At 68.9% G+C, this 18113-nt stretch carries 16 protein-coding genes and 1 pseudogene; 9 read left to right on the top strand and 8 right to left on the bottom strand.

Features of this window, described 5'->3' with window-relative positions:
- The first annotated feature begins 65 nt into the window (after positions 1-65).
- Positions 66-1664, top strand: a complete 1599-nt coding sequence (locus B0F77_RS11025) for an amidohydrolase family protein (protein ID WP_143466670.1) — start codon at positions 66-68, stop codon at positions 1662-1664.
- Here B0F77_RS11025 and B0F77_RS11020 read toward each other — a convergent pair.
- The gene (locus B0F77_RS11020) at positions 1646-2506 is read right to left on the bottom strand and encodes a LysR family transcriptional regulator (RefSeq protein ID WP_245847966.1); all 861 of its coding nucleotides are present in this window, start codon (positions 2504-2506) and stop codon (positions 1646-1648) included. The two genes, B0F77_RS11025 and B0F77_RS11020, sit on opposite strands and share 19 nt — an antisense overlap.
- Positions 2507-2591: 85 nt before the next feature.
- Between B0F77_RS11020 and B0F77_RS11015 the strand changes: the two genes are divergently transcribed.
- Complete coding sequence (locus tag B0F77_RS11015; RefSeq protein WP_086662742.1) at positions 2592-3836, top strand: MFS transporter; 1245 nt, start codon at positions 2592-2594, stop codon at positions 3834-3836.
- A gap of 1329 nt (positions 3837-5165) precedes the next feature.
- On the opposite strand, the gene glgA is transcribed toward B0F77_RS11015, so the two are convergent.
- Positions 5166-6317 (bottom strand): glycogen synthase, encoded by a 1152-nt coding sequence (glgA, locus tag B0F77_RS11010; RefSeq protein ID WP_086662881.1) that lies wholly within the window; start codon positions 6315-6317, stop codon positions 5166-5168.
- 88 nt (positions 6318-6405) lie between these two features.
- Here glgA and glgC point away from each other — a divergent pair, with 88 nt between their 5' ends.
- Positions 6406-7620: a glucose-1-phosphate adenylyltransferase gene (gene glgC, locus B0F77_RS11005; RefSeq protein WP_086662741.1), complete on the top strand. Its 1215-nt coding sequence runs from the start codon at positions 6406-6408 to the stop codon at positions 7618-7620.
- A 13-nt stretch (positions 7621-7633) separates the two neighbouring features.
- Here glgC and B0F77_RS11000 read toward each other — a convergent pair whose 3' ends face one another.
- On the bottom strand, positions 7634-9517 hold the full coding sequence (locus tag B0F77_RS11000; protein ID WP_158102664.1) for an SdrD B-like domain-containing protein: 1884 nt from the start codon (positions 9515-9517) through the stop codon (positions 7634-7636).
- A 485-nt stretch (positions 9518-10002) separates the two neighbouring features.
- Positions 10003-10635, bottom strand: coding sequence for an O-methyltransferase (locus tag B0F77_RS10995; RefSeq protein ID WP_086662739.1), 633 nt, complete (start codon positions 10633-10635; stop codon positions 10003-10005).
- 198 nt (positions 10636-10833) lie between these two features.
- Here B0F77_RS10995 and sigE point away from each other — a divergent pair, with 198 nt between their 5' ends.
- From sigE to tatB, 4 genes are all read left to right on the top strand, one after another.
- Complete coding sequence (sigE, locus tag B0F77_RS10990) at positions 10834-11436, top strand: RNA polymerase sigma factor SigE (protein ID WP_086662738.1); 603 nt, start codon at positions 10834-10836, stop codon at positions 11434-11436.
- Complete coding sequence (locus tag B0F77_RS10985) at positions 11433-11963, top strand: anti-sigma factor (RefSeq protein WP_245847948.1); 531 nt, start codon at positions 11433-11435, stop codon at positions 11961-11963. The genes sigE and B0F77_RS10985 overlap by 4 nt, the downstream gene beginning before the upstream one ends.
- Positions 11964-12194: 231 nt before the next feature.
- Positions 12195-13715, top strand: coding sequence for a S1C family serine protease (locus B0F77_RS10980; protein WP_086662737.1), 1521 nt, complete (start codon positions 12195-12197; stop codon positions 13713-13715).
- A 17-nt stretch (positions 13716-13732) separates the two neighbouring features.
- Positions 13733-14107, top strand: a complete 375-nt coding sequence (gene tatB, locus B0F77_RS10975) for a Sec-independent protein translocase protein TatB (protein WP_086662736.1) — start codon at positions 13733-13735, stop codon at positions 14105-14107.
- A gap of 73 nt (positions 14108-14180) precedes the next feature.
- On the opposite strand, the gene B0F77_RS10970 is transcribed toward tatB, so the two are convergent.
- Positions 14181-15326 (bottom strand): Mrp/NBP35 family ATP-binding protein, encoded by a 1146-nt coding sequence (locus B0F77_RS10970; RefSeq protein WP_086662735.1) that lies wholly within the window; start codon positions 15324-15326, stop codon positions 14181-14183.
- A gap of 103 nt (positions 15327-15429) precedes the next feature.
- Between B0F77_RS10970 and B0F77_RS10965 the strand changes: the two genes are divergently transcribed.
- Together B0F77_RS10965 and B0F77_RS10960 are read left to right on the top strand one after the other, a co-directional pair.
- A complete protein-coding gene (locus tag B0F77_RS10965; RefSeq protein WP_086662734.1) occupies positions 15430-15897 on the top strand; it encodes a MarR family winged helix-turn-helix transcriptional regulator in 468 nt (155 codons plus the stop codon).
- The gene (locus B0F77_RS10960; RefSeq protein ID WP_086662733.1) at positions 15894-16292 is read left to right on the top strand and encodes an NUDIX hydrolase; all 399 of its coding nucleotides are present in this window, start codon (positions 15894-15896) and stop codon (positions 16290-16292) included. The genes B0F77_RS10965 and B0F77_RS10960 overlap by 4 nt, the downstream gene beginning before the upstream one ends.
- On the opposite strand, the gene B0F77_RS10955 is transcribed toward B0F77_RS10960, so the two are convergent.
- The 3 genes and pseudogenes from B0F77_RS10955 to B0F77_RS10945 all read right to left on the bottom strand — a co-directional run.
- Positions 16282-16719, bottom strand: a complete 438-nt coding sequence (locus B0F77_RS10955; protein ID WP_086662732.1) for a hypothetical protein — start codon at positions 16717-16719, stop codon at positions 16282-16284. The genes B0F77_RS10960 and B0F77_RS10955 overlap by 11 nt on opposite strands.
- Positions 16716-17201: a DUF1003 domain-containing protein gene (locus tag B0F77_RS10950; protein ID WP_086662731.1), complete on the bottom strand. Its 486-nt coding sequence runs from the start codon at positions 17199-17201 to the stop codon at positions 16716-16718. The genes B0F77_RS10955 and B0F77_RS10950 overlap by 4 nt, the downstream gene beginning before the upstream one ends.
- Positions 17194-18015, bottom strand: a pseudogene (locus B0F77_RS10945) (magnesium transporter MgtE N-terminal domain-containing protein); the annotation flags it as partial. The gene B0F77_RS10950 and the pseudogene B0F77_RS10945, both read right to left, overlap by 8 nt.
- Positions 18016-18113: the final 98 nt, after the last annotated feature.

Here is an 18113-nt window from a genome sequence, read left to right as displayed (position 1 = left end):
CATACGAGACGGCGACGTTCCACGGCATGATGTGAGCTCCTTCACAACGTCGTAGAGGAGCGCTCGTGTTACTCCGCCTGGCACTCGCCGTCTCGCTGGTTCTAGCGGCGCTGACGCCCGCATCGGCCGCCACGCCCTGGTGGGAGCCTGTGGCGCGGCCGGCGCCGGACTCGCAGATCAACGTGACGGGTGAGCCGTTCAAGGGCACGGACGGCCTGGGCAGGGTGCGCGGGTTCGTCGACGCGCACAACCACCTCATGACCAACGAGGGCTTCGGCGGCAGGCTGATCTGCGGCAAGCCGTTCTCCGAGCAGGGCATCGCGGACGCGTTGAAGGACTGCCCCGAGCACTACCCGGCGGGCCTGGGCGCGATCTTCGAGGCGATCGTGACGGGCGACTTCGACGGCCACGACCCGGTGGGCTGGCCGACGTTCAAGAACTGGCCGAACTACACCACGGTCTCGCACCAGCAGAACTACTACGCCTGGCTGGAACGGGCGTGGCGCGGCGGTCAGCGCGTGCTGGTCACCGACCTGACGAGCAATGCCGAGCTGTGCATCATCCACCCGTTCAAGGACCGGCCGTGCGACGAGATGGCGTCGGTCCGGCTGCAGGCCCAGCGCACCTACGAGCTGCAGGCGTTCATCGACAGGATGTTCGGCGGGCCCGGCAAGGGCTGGTTCCGCATCGTCACGTCGTCCGAGCAGGCCAGGGACGTGATCACGCAGGGCAAGCTCGCGGTGGTGCTCGGCATCGAGACCTCTGAGCTGTTCGGCTGCCGGACCTTCCTCGACATCCCGTTGTGCAACAAGGGTGACATCGACCGCGGCCTCGACGAGATGTACGCGCTCGGGGTGCGCAGCGCGTTCCTGTGCCACAAGTTCGACAACGCGCTGTGCGGTGTCCGGTTCGACTCGGGCACGCAGGGCGGCGTGATCAACGCGGGCCAGTTCCTGCGCACCGGCCAGTGGTGGAAGACCGAGGAGTGCAAGGGCCCGCAGCAGGACAACCCGATCGGCACCGTCGGACCGAACGCGCTGATCCCGGCTTCGGCCGTCGCGCCCGCCTACGACCCGGCGAAGCGGTGCAACGTGCGCGGCCTGACGTCGCTCGGCGAGTACGCGGTGCAGGGCATGATGCAGCGCCACATGATGATCGAGGTCGACCACATGAGCGTGAAGGCCGCCGGCCGCACGCTGGAGCTGGCCGGGCAGAAGAACTACCCCGGCATCATCTCCAGCCACAGCTGGATGGACGCGCAGTGGACCGAGCAGGTCTACCAGCTCGGCGGGTTCGTGGCCGGGTACGAGAACGATCCCGGCGGGTACGTGGCGCAGGCGGCCGCCGCGGAGCCGTTGCGGCGCAAGTACGACGTGGGCATCGGGTTCGGCTCCGACTACAACGGCGTGGGCTCGCACCCGGCACCGCAGACCGGCGTGACCTACCCGTTCCGCAGCTACCCGGACGGCCCGCTGGTCGACCGGCAGCGCACCGGTGAGCGCGTCTGGGACATCAACGTCGACGGCGGCGCGCACATCGGTCTCCTGCCGGACTGGGTCGAGAAGGTCCGTCAGCTCGGTGGGGACCAGCTCGTCCAGGACATGCTGGGCGGCGCCGAGTCGTACCTGCGGACGTGGTCGAGCACTCAGCGCTGGCGTTCGTGAGTGCGCAGGGCGTGATCGCGGAAGGCGCGGACGGCGGGCGGCAACGGGCGGTCCGCCAACCACGCCAGCCCGAAGGCACGGGCTGAGCGCGGGGTCAGCGGGAGTTCGCGCACGCCCGCTGGAGGAGTGAACTCGGGATGCGGGAGCAGGGAGACGCCGAGCCCTGCCGCGACCAGGCCGCGCACGGTCTCGGTCTCCTGGCTCTCGAATGCGATCTTCGGGTTGAACCCGGCTGCGGCGCACAGGTCGTCGATGATCTGACGCAGGCCGTAGCCGTGCTCGAGGACGATGAACTCCTCGTCCGCGAGGTCCTTGAGCCGCACGGCTTTGCGCGACGCCAGGCGGTGTGTCGACGGCACGACGACGATCAGTTCCTGTTCGAACAGGACCTGTGACTCGAACTCCGGCCCCTCGGGCGGAGGTGCGACCAGCGCGAGATCGATCTCGCCGCTCGCAAGCTTGTCGACCACTGCCTGGCGGGCGTTCTGGACCAGCCCGAACCGGACGTGCGGGTGTTCGGCGCGGAACCCGCGGACCAGCTCCGGCACGACGGACCGGCCGAGCATGTGCAGGAACCCCAGCACGACCCGGCCCTTCTCCGGGTCGAGCTCCTCCTCGACCTCGCGCAGGCCCGGTTCGAGCGCGGCCAGCGACCGGGTCGCGGCCTCGGCGAGCAGCCGGCCGGCGCGGGTGAGCCGGACCCTCCTGCCGCTCTTCGCGATGATCGGCGCGCCGAGCTGTTCCCCGAGTTCGGCGAGCCAGCGGCTGACCGTCGGCTGGGGGAGACCGACGCGTTCTGCGACACGAGTCACGTGTTCGTCGGTGGCAAGCGCTTTCAACATCGCCAGCTTCGGGGCCAGCTCCAATTCATCCACGAATTGATTCTGACCCATTTCCGTATTGGACGTATGGCTTAGCGTCAATTGCGTGAACAGGTTGACCGCGTCCATCGCCGCCTCGGGCTTCGCGTGCTTCGCGCTGCTCTACACGCCGCAGCCGGTCATGCCGCAGATCGCCCAGGAGTACGGGCTGGGTCCCAGCGGTGCGTCGCTCGCGCTCTCCGCGGCGACGCTCGCGCTGGCGGTGGCGGTCGTGCCGATCGCGATGCTGTCCGAACGGGCCGGGCGCCGGCCGGTGATCGTGGTCAGCGTGCTGGTGGCGGCGTTGCTGGGACTCGTGCTGCCGTTCGCGCCGAACTACGAGCTGTTCTTGCTGCTGCGCGTGCTGCAGGGGATCGCGGCGGCCGGGGTGCCCGCCGCGTCGATGGCCTACCTCGCGGACGAGCTGGACAGCAGGAGGCTCGGCGCCGCGGTGGGCGCGATGATCGCCGGGAACAGCCTCGGCGGCATGTCCGGCCGATTGGTCACCGGCATGACCGCGGACTGGCTGGGGTGGCGTGGCTCTGTGCTGCTCGCCGGTGTGTTCGGGCTGGCCGCGGCGCTGGTGGTGGTGTTCTTCCTGCCCAGGTCGCACGGCCGGCCGAAGCGGGCGCCGCGCGGCATGAAGGCGGCCCTGCGGGACCCGGTCCTGCTCTCGTTGTACGCGGTGGCCGTGCTGCTCGTGGGGTCGTTCATCTCGTTCTACAACGTCGCCGGCTTCCAGCTCACCGGTCCGGTGTGGCTGGAGACGCTGGTGTACCTCTTCTACGGGTTCGGCAGCACGTCGGCGGCGTTCGCGGGCAGGCTGGCCGACCGGCACGGCCGTGGTCGCGTGCTGCTGCTGTGCATCGGTGTGCTGGCTCTCGGTGCGGTGGCGAGCCTGCTGTGGGTGCCGCTCGGGCTGGCGATCGTCACCGCCGGGTTCTTCGCGTCGCACGCCACGGCGAGTGGCTGGGTCGCCGCGCGGGCGCCCGAACACGCCCGTGGCCACGCCTCTGGGCTGTATCTCTGCGGGTTCTACGTGGGCAGCAGCATCGGTGGCACGTCCGGCAGCACCGCGTACGAGGAGTGGGGCTGGGGCGGCCTGGTCCTGGTGATCCTCGGCTGGCTGGCCCTCGCCGCGATGCTCGCTCAGAACTCCAGCGCGAGGGTGATGCGCGAGTCGACGGGCGAGATCGCCGTCTTGCCCAGGCGCGGCAGTTCCGGGGTGCCGGCCTCCATGCCGACCGTGACCGACTGGGTGTCCGCGGGGACCTCGACCACGATCGCGAACGGCAGCGGGCCGCCGTCGTAGCGGGCGCCGACCTGTGGCGCGGTCGAGCCGTCGGGAAGCTTGACGGTGATCAGGTCCTTGGTGAGGTTGCCGCCGATGGTGTCCGGAAGGCTGCCGACGGCCTCGACCCGCACCTCCAGCAGTGCCTTGTCCGGCGCGGAGATCGTGGCGACGTCGTACTGGCTCTGACCGAGTTTGATCGGGCGCTGACGGCCGAGCCGGACGCCGGTGATCTTCATCCCGAGCTCGCGGTCGCCGAAGCGGATCTTCTGGGTCGGCTCGGCGAACTGGGCGGGGGCGGCGGCCCGCTGCAGCACGTGCGGCGGGGTGTCGCCGCGCTTGCCGGAGGGGATCTCGACGCGCTGCTCCATCGACTTCGCGCCGAGGGTGCCGAGGGCGAGGGTCTCGGTACCGGCCTCCGGGTCGGGCACGGTGTAGACGACGAACACCGAACCGCTGGCCGGCAGGCGGTCGGCGGGCAGCAGGTGGCGCTTGCCCGGCACCTCCAGCGCGAGCTCGGACGGCTGCGGGGCGAAACCCTGCCAGTTGGTGCGGTGGAAACCGCTGTCCGTCTCGTAGAACTTCTCGACCTTCATCCGCAACACGCGCAGGCGCGAGCCGGGCTCGGCGCGCACGGTGCCCTCCGCGGTGAACCAGATGTCCGGGTTCGCCCAGCCGGTGACGGCGGTGGCGAGCAGGTCGTCGCGCGTCTTGATGTCAACGTTGCCAAGACCGAGGTCGGCGTTGGTGCCCTTGCCGTCGTCGGGCAGCACGGCGAGGAAGTCGCGGCCGGCGGTGAGGTCCTGCTGCTTCGACGGGTCGAACTCCTTGCCGTCGGTGCGCACGAGCTTGCCGATCGGGGTGCTGCGCTTGCCGCTCTCGGGTACCTGCGGCGACTGCACCTCGTAGCGGATCTCATCTTCCTTCTTGGTGACTTCCTTCAGCGGCACGGGCACCCAGTCGGTGCCGGCACCGGTGCCGGGCACCTGGACGGGTCCGCACCACAGCCGCTTGTCGACCTCGGCGTCCTGACCGGTCTTGGCGAACCAGCAGCTGACCGCCGCGGCGCCCGCCCGTGCCACGTAGCCGTAGTCGAGCGTGTAGGCGAGCTGCGCCTCGGCCTGCGCCTGCAACTCGGCGGCGTCGGCGAGCTTCTTGCCGTCGACGGTGAGCTGGACCGCCGTCGGCTGTGGCGCGGGAGCTGTGGCACATCCGGTCACCGCGAGGAGGACCGTCAGACCCAGCAGCGCACAACGCACAGTTCTCGCGCCCCTCACCAGTTGAAGTCAAAGCGTCACTACTGGTTAAAGGCGGCGTTCACACTTTGGGGTTGCCCCGAGCGTGTGTGTCTCAGATCACCGCGCGGTAGACCTCGACCGTCTGCTCGGCCATCGCGGACCAGGAGAACTCCTGCTCAGCCCGCTTGCGTCCGGCGGCGCCGAAGCGCCGGGCGCGGTCCGGGTCGGCGATCAGTTCGTTGATCGTCTGGGCAAGATCGAGTCGATATGTCGACAAATCGTGCTCGTCGTAGTGAACGAGCAGACCCGTCTCGCCGTGCACGACGACCTCCGGGATGCCACCGACGTCGCTCGCGACGACCGCCGTGCCGCACGCCATCGCCTCCAGGTTCACGATGCCGAGCGGCTCGTAGACCGACGGGCAGACGAACACCGTCGCGTGGCTGAGGATCTGCCGCACCTCGGCGGGCTGCAACATCTTCTGGATCCAGAAGACGCCCTTGCGGCCCGACGCCAGTTCGCTGACCGCCTGTTTGGTCTCCTCGGCGATCTCCGGCGTGTCCGGGGCGCCCGCGCAGAGGACGATCTGGGCGTTGGGGTCGATGTGGTGCGCGGCGGCGACCAGGTGGCCGACACCTTTCTGGCGAGTGATCCGTCCCACGAACGCCACGATCGGCTTCTCGGGATCGATGCCGCGCGACGTGAGCGCGTCCGTCTCCGTGACGGGGTGGTACGCGGTGGAGTCGATCCCGTTGCGCACCACGTGCACCCTCGCCGGGTCGAGCGCGGGGTAGGCGTCGAGCACGTCGGCCCGCATCCCCTCGCTCACGGCGATGATCGCGTCGGCGTGTTCGTACGCGGTCCGCTCGGCCCACGACGAGATCCGGTACCCGCCGCCGAGCTGCTCGGCCTTCCAGGGCCGGCGCGGCTCCAGCGAGTGCGCGGTGACGACGTGCGGGATCCCGTGCAGGAGTTTGGCCAGGTGACCGCCCATGTTGGCGTACCAGGTGTGCGAGTGCGCGAGGTTGGCGGTGGAGATGGCGGCGGCCATTTCGAGGTCGACCGCGAGGGTGCTCAGGGCCGCGTTCGCCTGCTCCAGGCTGTGCGGCGGGTTGTGCGCCGTCGCGTCCGATCTGGGCGCACCGAAGCAGTGCACGTCGACGTCCACGAGCTCGCGGAGATGGGGCACGAGGAATCCCACGTGCACACCAGCACCGCCGTAGACCTCCGGTGGATACTCCCGCGTCATCAGCGCAACTCGCACGCACCCACCGTAGATCACAGCGGTACCGGTTGGGACAAAGCTGTTTGCGTCTGGTTGAAGCGCGATCGCACAGATAGGGTCACATACCGTGAAGGGGCAGCCGCACGTTCTCGGAATTGTGCTTGCCGGTGGTGAAGGCAAGCGCCTGTGGCCACTGACGGCAGACCGCGCGAAACCGGCTGTGCCCTTCGGGGGCAACTACCGGCTGGTCGACTTCGTGCTGTCGAACCTGGTCAACGCGGGGCTCGCGAAGCTCTGCGTGCTGACGCAGTACAAGTCGCACTCGCTGGACCGCCACATCTCGACGACGTGGCGCCTGTCCAATGTGCTCGGTCAGTACGTGACCCCGGTCCCGGCCCAGCAACGCCTGGGCCCGCGCTGGTACACGGGGTCGGCCGACGCGATCTTCCAGTCGCTGAACCTCGTCCACGACGAGAAGCCCGACCACGTGGTCATCTTCGGTGCCGACCACGTGTACCGGATGGACCCAGGTCAGATGATCTCGCAGCACGTCGAGTCGGGCGCGGCCGTGACCGTGGCCGGGATCCGGGTGCCGCGCAACGAGGCCAAGGCCTTCGGGTGCATCGACAGCGATGTCTCGGGGAAGATCACGCGGTTCCTGGAGAAGCCTTCGGAGCCGCCGCACGTGCCGGACGACCCCGAGGTGACGTTCGCGTCCATGGGCAACTACGTGTTCACGACCGAGGCGCTGCTGGACGCGCTGCGCGGGGACGCGTTGAACCCCGACTCGGACCACGACATGGGTGGGGACATCATCCCCATGCTGGTGGACCGGGGTAAGGCGCACGTTTACGACTTCCAGGACAACGAGGTTCCCGGGGCCACTGATCGGGATCGCGGGTACTGGCGGGATGTCGGGACGATCGACGCCTACTACGACGCTCATATGGACCTGGTGTCCGTTAATCCGATCTTCAACCTCTACAACCAGTTGTGGCCTATTCGGACTGCCACTCCGCCGTTGCCGCCGGCCAAGTTCATCGCTGGTGGGTCCGCTGAGGACTCGATGGTGGGGCCTGGGTCGATCATCTCCGGGAAGATTCACGGCTCGGTGATCTCTTCGGACGTGACTGTTGAGGTCGGGTCTGTGGTGCAGGGGTCTGTCTTGTTGCCTGGGGTTCGGATCGGCAAGGGCGCCGTGGTCCGGCGCGCCATTTTGGACAAGAACGTCGTGGTGCCGGACGGCGCGTTGATCGGTGTGGACGCGCCGATGGACCGTGAGCGCTACACGGTGTCCGCGAGCGGTGTCACGGTCCTCGGCAAGGGCGTCCGGGCCTACTGACCGGGGATTGTGGCTAGCAACCCGTCAGCTTGATGTCGTCCTGACCCTCGAACCGGCGGCCGTCGACCGTGCGGCCCATGAGGGTCGCTGTCGTCATGCCACAGGTCAGGCCGGTCTTCGTGGTGTCGAACTGGCAGACCAGGTCGGCCCTGCCGTCGTCGTTGACGTCCTCACCCGGCGATCCACAGCGGATCAGGCTCTGCTCCAGACCGGTGGCTCCGAACGTGAGGCTGCTCCGGTCGACCAGGGCGACGGCGTCGAACTCCGCGGTGGACAGGACCGCCACCGGGATCACACCCTCCTTCTTGAGGTTGATCGAACTGGGGAAGCTGCGCGGCTTCACGTCCGGCGGCACCCAGGAGATCGAGCGGACGTCGTTCGCGCGGTTCGTGTCCTCCGGGTGCGGCTCGTCGGCGATGATCACCGCGCTCGTGGAGAACAGGTGCCTGCGCTTCTCGGTGCAGGACACCGTCCAGTCCTTGGCGAACGTCGCCGTGGTGCCGGCGCCGAGGACGTGCGTCTGCTGCTGGCCGGTGTTCGGGGTGATCGTGCAGTCCGCGGGAGCGCCGAAGGTGACGGTGGTCAGCGTGTGCACGGCGTCGGCCGGTCCGGCGTTCGTGACGGTCGTCGTGGTCGTGCAGGCGAAGTCCTGGGTGCGGTACTGGCGTTCGGTGCAGGTCAGGCGGATGTCGCTGACCGAGAGGTCGACCCGTTCGAACACCTCGACCCGGTCGGTCGCCGAACCCGTGTTGTTGCCGGGGTCGGGGTCGATGACGTGCAGGTGGTCGAGCACGGCCTTGGAGGACGCGGCGAAGTCGTGGTAGCTGCGGTTCGCGCAGGTCACGTTCCACTTCGACGAGACGGTCGCCGGGCCGCTGATCGACACCTCGTGGGTCGTGGCGGTGGTGGGGGTCAGCGTGCAGTCCGCCGGGCCGGTGAGCCCAAGAGTGACGTCGGTGTTCGCCGGGCCGTAGTCACCGCGGTTGACCGCGACGGCCGTGACGGTGCACTCGAACTGGTCACGGACGTAGGTGCGGCTCGCACAGTCCAGCTGAGTGCTGTCGATGCCGACGTTCGCTTCGTCGATCACGGCGATGGTGGCGCCTGTGGTCCGGTGGTTGCTCGACGGGTCGGGATCGGTGACGCCGGGGGTGGTGATCGTCAGCGCGTTCTCGAACGACAACGGGTGGAAGCTCGGATCGAGGCAGGTGACGGCCACCTCGAAGATCACCTCGACCGGGCGGCCGAGCACGAGCTGCCGGGTCGCCGGCGGCGGGGTGGTGAAGGAACAGTCCGGCGGGCCGGAGGCCGAGATCGCGTCCTGGACGTCGATGATCGGGGCCGGGCCGCGGTTCTCCAGCAGCGCGCGGACGCGCAGGGTGTGTTCGGTGTCAGCGGTCATCTCGGTGGGCGGGTCGACGACGTCGAAGGCGACCTTCACGGCATCGGCCTTCGTCTCCACGTTGCCGAAGTCGTGGCCGGAGAAGTTGGTGTCCGCGGCCCCGATCGGGATGTGCACGCCGTGGCGTTCGGTCCCAGAGGTCCGGGTCCAGTCGGTGCGGTTCTCCTCTGTGACGGCGTAGTCGCCGGGCAGACGGTTCTTCAGCGGGAACTGGTAGTACCCGTTGCCGTCGGTTGTCGTGGTCGTGACCGGGCCGATGGGCTCGCCTGCGTCAGAACGGTCGCGATGCAGCGTCACCGTCCAGCCCGCGAGACCCGGCTCTCCGGCGTCGCGCACACCGTTGCGGTTCGCGTCGTGATACTTGTAGCCGCTGATCACGGGCACCGGCTCGGCGGACGTGTCCTTGGAGAAGTTACCGCAGGCCCGGCCGATGAAGCTGCTGCCGTACTTGAGCGACGGGACTGTGACAGGTCGCGCGGTGAAGGCGTTGAACACGGGCTTGAAATGCAGCTTGCCGGGTGTGCAAGGTACGTCGACAACCTCATTGTTGTCATCGCAGCCCGACCATTCCACATCGCCGGAACTGACCTGCTTGTCCTCGATGCGTGCGTACCAGATGAAATTCGGGCTGAAACCTTGATCCTCGTAATACGCGCGGTGTCGGATGATGTCGTCGTGGGACAGCAACTGGCCGGGTCCCGGATCGAGTACGAACGAGTCGCGGCAGGCCCCACTGGGTGTGGAGGGCATGTCTGAGCCATCGCCCCAGCACGGGGTGACGACGGCATGGGCTGCCGGAGTCGTGATTCCGATGATCGGTATGAAGGCAGCCGCCAGTGCGGCGATAACCCTTGTTGGTTTCACCTGAGCCCCTTTCGGGGAATGGACGATCCCCGACCCTGCGGAGGGCATGTCGAATTGCCGTGATGCGCTGTTACCGCATCACTCAGGTGGTCCAACTCGAGTTCTTATCGACCCACTCAGGGTTTGCGTGCGGCCACCAACAGCCCATCGCCCAGCGGCAGGATCACCGGAACGAGCCGGTCGTCCTCCTTCACCAGGCGGGCGATTTCCCGCATTGCCTGGGTCGACTCGTCCCGCTTGGTGGGATCTACCACCGCGCCGTGCCACAGGACGTTGTCGAACGCGATGACTCCGCCTGGGCGCAGCATTCGGACGCCGTGCTGGAGGTACTGCGGGTACTCGGGTTTGTAGGCGTCCACGAAGACCAGGTCGTAGGCCGCGTCGGTCAGGCGGGGTAGGACGTCCAGCGCCTTGCCCATGATCAGGCGGGTGCGCGAGGGCGAGATACCGGCGGCCGCGTAGGCCTCGCGGGCCGCCCGTTGGTGGTCTGGGGCCACGTCGATCGACGTCAGGATGCCGGACTGGGGCATGCCCGCCAGGAGGTAGAGGCCGCTGGTGCCTGCTCCGGTGCCGATCTCGACGACGGCTTTCGCCTGGAGGGCGGTCGTCAGGAACCGCAGGGCGGCTCCGCCACCTGCGCCGATGGGCACGCAGCCCAGTTCCTGGCCGCGTGCTCGTGCTGCCAGGTGCACGTCGTCCTCGGGGAGGTACTGCTCGACGTACTCCCGCAGGGCCGATTCCGCTGTCACGGGGTAGCAGGTTAGTGCCACTTGTGCCCAAAACGGGTGAACGCGGCCCGAACCGAGATTCTCAGGGTGCTCTCAGCCTGCTCTCACGATCGTTTAAAGGGAGCAGGAGAAGGTACAGAGGCAAGAAGCCAGGCTCTGATCGGGAACAAGCCGGACCCGACGCTCGTTGAGCCGCATAAGGGTCGCCGGGCGGCCCACATGGAGGTGCCGAAACACCTGATGCGCACGCAGTCGAGTTCGCCGGAGGCCGTCGCGCCCATCGAGACGGCCGACTGGACGCCGCCCTCGTGGGACGCCATCGTTCGCGAGCACGCGGACAGGGTCTACCGGCTCGCGTACCGCTTGACCGGCAATCAGCACGACGCCGAGGACCTGACCCAGGAGACGTTCATCAGGGTTTTCAGGTCGCTCGCGTCGTACAAGCCGGGCACCTTCGAGGGGTGGCTGCACCGCATCACCACCAACCTCTTCCTCGACATGGCACGCAGGCGTTCTCGCGTGCGCATGGAGGCGCTGCCCGAGGACAACGACCGACTCGAGGGTGACGACCTGTCCCCCGAGGAGATCTACGACGAGAACCACCTCGACCCCGATCTGCAGGCCGCGTTGGACGAGCTCCCGCCGGAGTTCCGTGCCGCCGTGGTCCTGTGTGACGTGGAGGGCCTCTCCTACGAGGAGATCGGTGCCACGCTCGGGGTGAAGATGGGTACCGTGAGGAGCAGGATCCATCGGGGCCGCCAGGCGCTGAAGGTCGCGCTCGAACGCCGTCGTCGGGAATCGTTGCTGGAGGACTCTGCATGACCGACCTCCGTGGTTGGGGCCTGCCTGAGCAGCATCTCTTGCCGGATGCCGTGGTTGCTTTCGTGGACGGAGAACTGTCCTCGGTCGCACACGAGCGAGCTTCAGCGCACATCCAGCGCTGTGGCTTCTGCGCCTTCGAGACCTACACCCAGCAGCAGGCGCGCACCGCGGTGCGCGCGGCGGGGGCGCCCACGGCGTCGGCGTCGCTGCTCGACAGGCTCGGGGCCATCCCGCAGGAGGTCGACCTGCCGTCCGCACCGGACGGGCTCGCGATCACCGAGGACGGACAGTTCGTCGCCGTGCAGCGCACCGACAAGCCCGCGTTCGGGTCTGGGCCGGTGCTGGGGTCGTCGAGACCGCTGGGCAGCAACGGCTGGTTCAGCGGCCGCCGCGCGCGTCAGGGTGCCGGGGTCGTCGTGAGCGGGATGCTGCTCGGCGCGCTCGCGTTCACCACGCCGGACAGCGACGCGCCTGCCTCGCCGTCCGCGCCGCAGAACGCCCGCGCGGTCTTCGCGACCACCCCCTGACAGTCATTTCACCGCTCTTCAGGCAGGCTGTAGCTCTAAGGGCCTGCTTCATGGGTCCTGTTCGCGATAGCCGGGGCTGAGGCGGCCCCTGGAGGCGCGGGCGGCCGACCCGAATACAACACCGGTGTGCGGGTCAGCCGCCCGCACCGCCAGGAACCACCTCAGCCGCGACTCTCATCGAACAACACCCATGAAGCAGGCCCTAACTCCTAGCGGAAAATTCGGGGAGAGATGAGCCAGCAGTCGCCCAACGGCCAGACGCCCACGCCTGTTTCCGGAGTGGACGACGGAGCGCATCGCAGGCTCCGGCCACGGCCCTTGGTGCAGCCGCCGGTCGACCCCGCGTACGCGTCAGCCTTCGGCCGCCCGGACGGTGTCTCCAGCGCGTTCGCCGCGCGCGACGTGCCCGTGACCGCCGTCCAGTCGGCGCCGCCGCCTCCCGAGTCGCTCGTCAGCGCGTTCGGCCGGCGGGGTTCCGAGGAGTTGCTGCAGCGGCCTCCACAGCCCGTGTCCGACCCCGATCCGGACATCGATCCGGTGTTCTGGGGCGACAAGCCCGCCGGTGACCCGTGGCGCGACCCCGCTTCCGGTGCCGTGATCGGCCCGCCCGCCGTGGGCGAGGACCCGCCGGGCGAACCTGAGAAGAAGGTCGAGCCCGGTCCGCAGCTGAGCGTTCCCGAACTGATCTTCGGCCGGCGCGTGAAGCCGACCGCACTCGCGTTGCTGATGGTCGCGGCGCTGCTCGTCGGATCGGTCGGCGGCCTGATCGGCTGGCTGATCGGCCGCGCGGGCAACCCGCTGACCGACTCGACGGTCACGCTGGCCGAGATCGAGGAGGGCAAGGAGCGCCCGGCCGGTTCGATCTCGGACATCGCCAAGCGCGTCACGCCCAGCGTGGTGTCGATCGAGTTCAAGGGCGCCAACGTCGCGGGCGTCGGCTCCGGCGTCGTCATCGAGGGCGGCGGCTACATCCTGACCAACGACCACGTGGTGGCCCCGGCCGCCCAGGACTCGTCGGCCAAGCTCAGCGCCGTCTTCACCGACGGCACCCGCGCCCAGGCCCGCGTCGTCGGCCGCGACCCGAAGACCGACCTCGCCGTCATCAAGGTCGAGGTCACCAACCCCACGGTCCTGCAGTTCGGCAACTCCGACGAGCTCCAGGTCGGTGACAGCGTGATCGCCATCGGCTCGCCGCTCCAGCTGTCCAACACGGTCACCGAGGGCATCGTCTCCGCGCTGCACCGCCCCGTGACGGCGGCCGGCGAGAACGGCGGCCCCCAGGTCACCTACGACGCGATCCAGACCGACGCGGCCATCAACCCCGGCAACTCGGGCGGCGCGCTGGTCGACTCGCGTGGCGCCCTGGTCGGCATCAACTCCTCGATCCGCACCGAGACCGGCGGTTCGGTCGGCCTCGGCTTCGCGATCTCCGGCAACCAGGCCCGCAAGATCAGCCAGGAGCTGATCCGCAGCGGCTCGGTGAAGCACGCCGACATGAACGTCAACGTGAAGTCGGTGTCCGCCGAGACCTCCGAAGGCGCCCAGGTGCAGAACGTCCCCGCGGGCGGTGCCGCTGCGGCCGCCGGCATCCAGGAGGGCGACGTGATCACGAAGGTCGGCAACCGCGTCGTTCGCAACGCCGCCGAGCTCGTGGTGGCCGTTCGCGAGCACGAAATCGGCCAAACGGTCCAGGTGGTGCTGGCCCGGCAAGGCCGCGAGCTCAAACTTGACGTAACCCTCAAGAGCGACTGACCAGTAGGCTGGGACTCGTGTTCGACAGCATCGGATGGGTAGAGATCCTCATCATCGTCGTCGCGGGTCTCTTCATCCTGGGGCCCGAACGCCTGCCGTCCGCGGCAGCATGGTTGGGGAAAACGGTGCGTCAGGTCCGCGAGTACGCGACCGGCGCGCGCGAGCAGCTCAAGCAGGAGATGGGCCCGGAGTTCGAGTCGCTCCGCAAGCCCCTCGAAGACCTCCGCGAGCTCCGCAACTTCGACCCGAAGCGCGCGGTCACCAAGCACCTGTTCGACGACCCCGAGCCCAGCAAGGCGAACGGCTACCCGACGCCGTCCACGCCTCCCGCACCCGAACAGCGGCCGCTCGCCCCTGGCGAGCGCCCGCCGTACGACCCGGACGCGACCTGAGTAAGTGCACGCGGGGAGCTTTCGTTCACCAGGAGTGCACGAAAGGGCCCCGCGTGCGCATGAGAAACAGGGGTCAGCGGCCGGCGGGGGAGACGTTCAGGAGGCGGCCCGCCAGGCCGCGGGAACGGACGGAAAGCTTCGTCGCCACCTCGGTCAGCACCTGAGCCGCCGGGGAGTCCGGCACGGCCTGCACGATCGGCGTGCCGGTGTCGCCGTTCTCCCGCAGGCGCGGGTCCAGCGGCACCTGACCGAGCAGCGGCACCTCGGACCCGATCGTCTTGGACAGCGACTCCGCGACGGCCGCGCCGCCGCCGGAACCGAAGACCTCCATGCGCGAGCCGTCGGGCATCTCCATCCACGACATGTTCTCGATCACGCCCGCGACCCGCTGCCGGGTCTGCAAAGCGATCGACCCGGCGCGCTCGGCCACCTCGGCGGCGGCCTGCTGCGGCGTGGTGACGACCAGGATCTCGGCGTTCGGCACCAGCTGGGCCACCGAGATCGCCACGTCACCGGTGCCGGGCGGCAGGTCGAGCAGCAGCACGTCCAGGTCGCCCCAGAACACGTCCGCGAGGAACTGCTGCAGCGCGCGGTGCAGCATCGGGCCACGCCACACGACCGGCGTGTTGCCCGGCGTGAACATGCCGATCGAGATCACCTTCACGCCGTGCGCGGACGGCGGCATGATCATCTTTTCGACCTGGGTGGGGCGGCCGTCGGCGCCCAGCATGCGCGGGATCGAGTGGCCGTAGATGTCGGCGTCGACGATGCCCACGGACAGGCCGCGCGCGGCCATCGCCACGGCGAGGTTCACCGTCACCGACGACTTGCCCACGCCGCCCTTGCCGGACGCGACGCAGTACACGCGCGTCAGCGAGCCCGGCTGGGCGAAGGGGATGACCGGTTCCTCGGCGCCGCCGCGCAGGGTCTTGCGCAGCTCGGTGCGCTGGGCGTCGCTCATCACGTCCAGGTCCACCCGGACGGACGAGACGCCGTCGAGGGCCTGGACCGCTTCGGTGACGTCCTTGGTGATCTTGTCGCGCATCGGGCAGCCGGCGACCGTCAGGAACACCCCGACGACCACGGCGCCGTCGGAGCCCACCTCGACGTCCTTGACCATGCCGATCTCGGTGATCGGGCGCCGGATCTCGGGGTCCTGCACACCGGCGAGCGCCTTGCGGACGTCCTCGACGGTGGGGAGGGGCTGCGTGGTGGTCACCCGGCCATGCTACGTCCGGTTCGCCCCTGTCCTACCGGCCGGTCACTTTTGACGACAGGCCCAGGTCGTAGCCGGGCCGGAGCTGTCCGTAACATCGACGTCCGTGCCGGAATCGGGTAGTTCCCGGTTGCCCACCCGTGTCGAGCTAGGGGTGTGGCGATCGTTCCTCCGCGCGCATGCACGGATCACGAGGGTCCTCGAGGCCGAACTGATTGCTGAGCAGCGCCTATCGCTCGCGGCGTACGACGTGCTGGTCCAACTGGCCGAGACGCCTTCCATGCGCATGCGCATGACCGAACTCGCCGATGCCGTCCTGCTGTCCCGCTCTGGCGTGACCCGCCTGGTGGACCGCCTGGAACGCGCCGGCCTGGTCGGGCGGGAACGCGCCGACGGTGATGGACGCGGCATCGTGGCCGTGCTCACACCGCTCGGGGCAGAACGTCTCCGCAGCGCGTCGGCGACACACCTCGCGGGTGTCGCGGAGCACTTCGGGGAGAGCTTCGGGCCGGGTGAGCTCGAAGCCTTCGGCCGCACGTGTGATCGCTTGGCAGCGGACGACATCTTTCCGTGATCACCGTGGTGGGACTGGTGCACGTCGAGGCTGGCCGCCTCCTCGTTGTGCGCTCACGCAACAAGAAGGCCTTCTACCTGCCCGGCGGCAAGATCGAGCCTGGTGAGTCCCCTGTGGACGCCCTGCGCCGGGAGGTCCGGGAGGAGCTCGGGATCGAGCTCACGAGCCCGGAGGTCCTCAAGCGCTACGTCGCCCCTGCCTATGGCGAGGGTGAGGGCGCGATGGTCGACATGACCTGCTTCACCGCCGAGCTCCAGGGCACTCCGCAACCCACGAGCGAGATCGCCGAGCTCACCTACGTGACGCGCGAGGAGTACCGCGAACACGCCGAGACGGCGCCCGCGATCCACGAGGTCCTGTCGGACCTGGTCGCGAGTGGACGGATCAGGACGTGATCCGGCGCGCTTCCTCCAGGACCTCGGCGTCCAGCTCCTCATCGCTGTCCAAGGCGTAGGTGTCGTAGGCGTCGTCCAGTTCAGACAGTCGCCAGCCCTCGTCCTCGTGCCCGAAGACCCGGTGCGACCACTTCGTGAGCTCGCGCGGTGTCAGCTCACCGGCCAGCACCCGCACGGCCATCGCACGCAGCCCTGCCTCCCGGGCCTCGACCGTTCCCCTGTCGTGGTGCGGGAGATCGAGCTCCCGCATCACCTCCGGAAGCAGGATCGGCACCTCGATGTCGGCCTCCAGGCGGGTCACCGCGGCCAGCCGCGCCACCGCCTCGCCGCCGGCACCGGCCACGAGCAGGTCGCAGGCAGCGAGCACGACCTCGGTCGCACGTTTCTCGCGCACCAGCCACAGCGCGACGACGTCCCGAAAGATCACGGTCGCACCTTGCGCGTGTTGTTCTGTTCCTTCACCAGCTTCTCCAGCTCGCCCCGGATGAAGTCACGCGTCGCCACCTCGCCCACCGCCAACCGCAGCGCGGCCAGCTCGCGGGCCAGGAACTCGGTGTCCGCCTTGGTCTGCGCGGCCCGCGCCCGGTCCTCCTCCAGCGACACCCGGTCCCGGTCGTCCTGCCGGTTCTGCGCGAGCAGGATCAGCGGCGCGGCGTAGGCGGCCTGCGTCGAGAACGCCAGGTTCAGCAGGATGAACGGGTACGGGTCCCACCGCAGCGACACCGCGACCAGGTTCACCGTGATCCACGCGACGACGATCATCGTCTGCCAGAACAGGAACTTGCCGGTGCCGAGGAACCGCGCGAGGCGTTCGGAGAACTGACCGAACGCGTCGGGGTCGATCGAGAAACGCAAACCGCGCGGCTCGCGCGGCTGGTCGAGTCTGCGCCTGGGCAGCAGTTCAGGCATGGCTCAGTCCCGTCTCGCGCCAGTTGTCCGGCAGCAGGTGGTCCAGCACGTCGTCCACGGTGACGGCGCCGAGCAGGTGCTCGGTCTCGTCGAGCACCGGGGCACACACCAGGTTGTAGGTGGCGAAGTAGCGCGTCACGTCGCTCAACGAGGCGTTCGGTGACAGGTACGCCATGTTCGTGTCGAGCACGCCGGCCACCAGGTCGAACGGCGGTTCGCGCAGCAGTCGCTGGATGTGCACGCAGCCGAGGTAGCGGCCGGTCGGGGTCGCGGAGGGGGAGCGGCACACGAAGACCATCGACGCCAGCGCCGGTGTGAGGTCGGGATTTCGCACTCGTGCCAACGCTTCCGCGATCGTCGCGTCCGGGGTGAGGATGATCGGCTCCGGGGTCATGAGACCGCCGGCCGTGTCGAACGAGTACTCCAGCAGGCGCCGGACCGGTTCGGACTCCTCTGGCTCCATCAGTTCCAGCAGCCGCTCCTTGGTGTTCTCGGCCAGCTCCGCCAGCAGGTCCGCCGCGTCGTCCGGGTTCATCGCCTCCAGGATGTCCGCGGCGCGTTCCTCGTCCAGGTGCGACAGGACGTCCTTCTGGTCCTCTTCGGACAGTTCCTCGATGACGTCCGCGAGCCGTTCGTCGTCGAGCGCGTCCGCGACCTCGTGCCGGCGCTTGGCCGGCAGCTCGTGCAGCGCGTGCGCCACGTCGGCCGCGCGCATGCCCTCGAACACCGCGACCAGTTGCTGCGCGCCCTGCGGCTGGCCGGCGAGCTCGTTCACGCTCAGGCCGCCGACGTCCTCCCACCGCCACACCTGCACCGGGCCGGTTCAGCCTCAAGGGCCCGGTGCAGGTGGGGCGGCGGGAGGACGTCGGCGGCCTGAGCGTGAACGATCGCGCCGGCCAGCCGCAGGGCGCG

The sequence above is a fragment of the Lentzea kentuckyensis genome (assembly GCF_002150765.1).
Classification (GTDB): Bacteria; Actinomycetota; Actinomycetes; order Mycobacteriales; family Pseudonocardiaceae; genus Lentzea; species Lentzea kentuckyensis.
The sequence above is the reverse complement of the archived record's forward strand: the minus strand, read 5'-3'. Positions and strand labels throughout refer to the sequence as shown.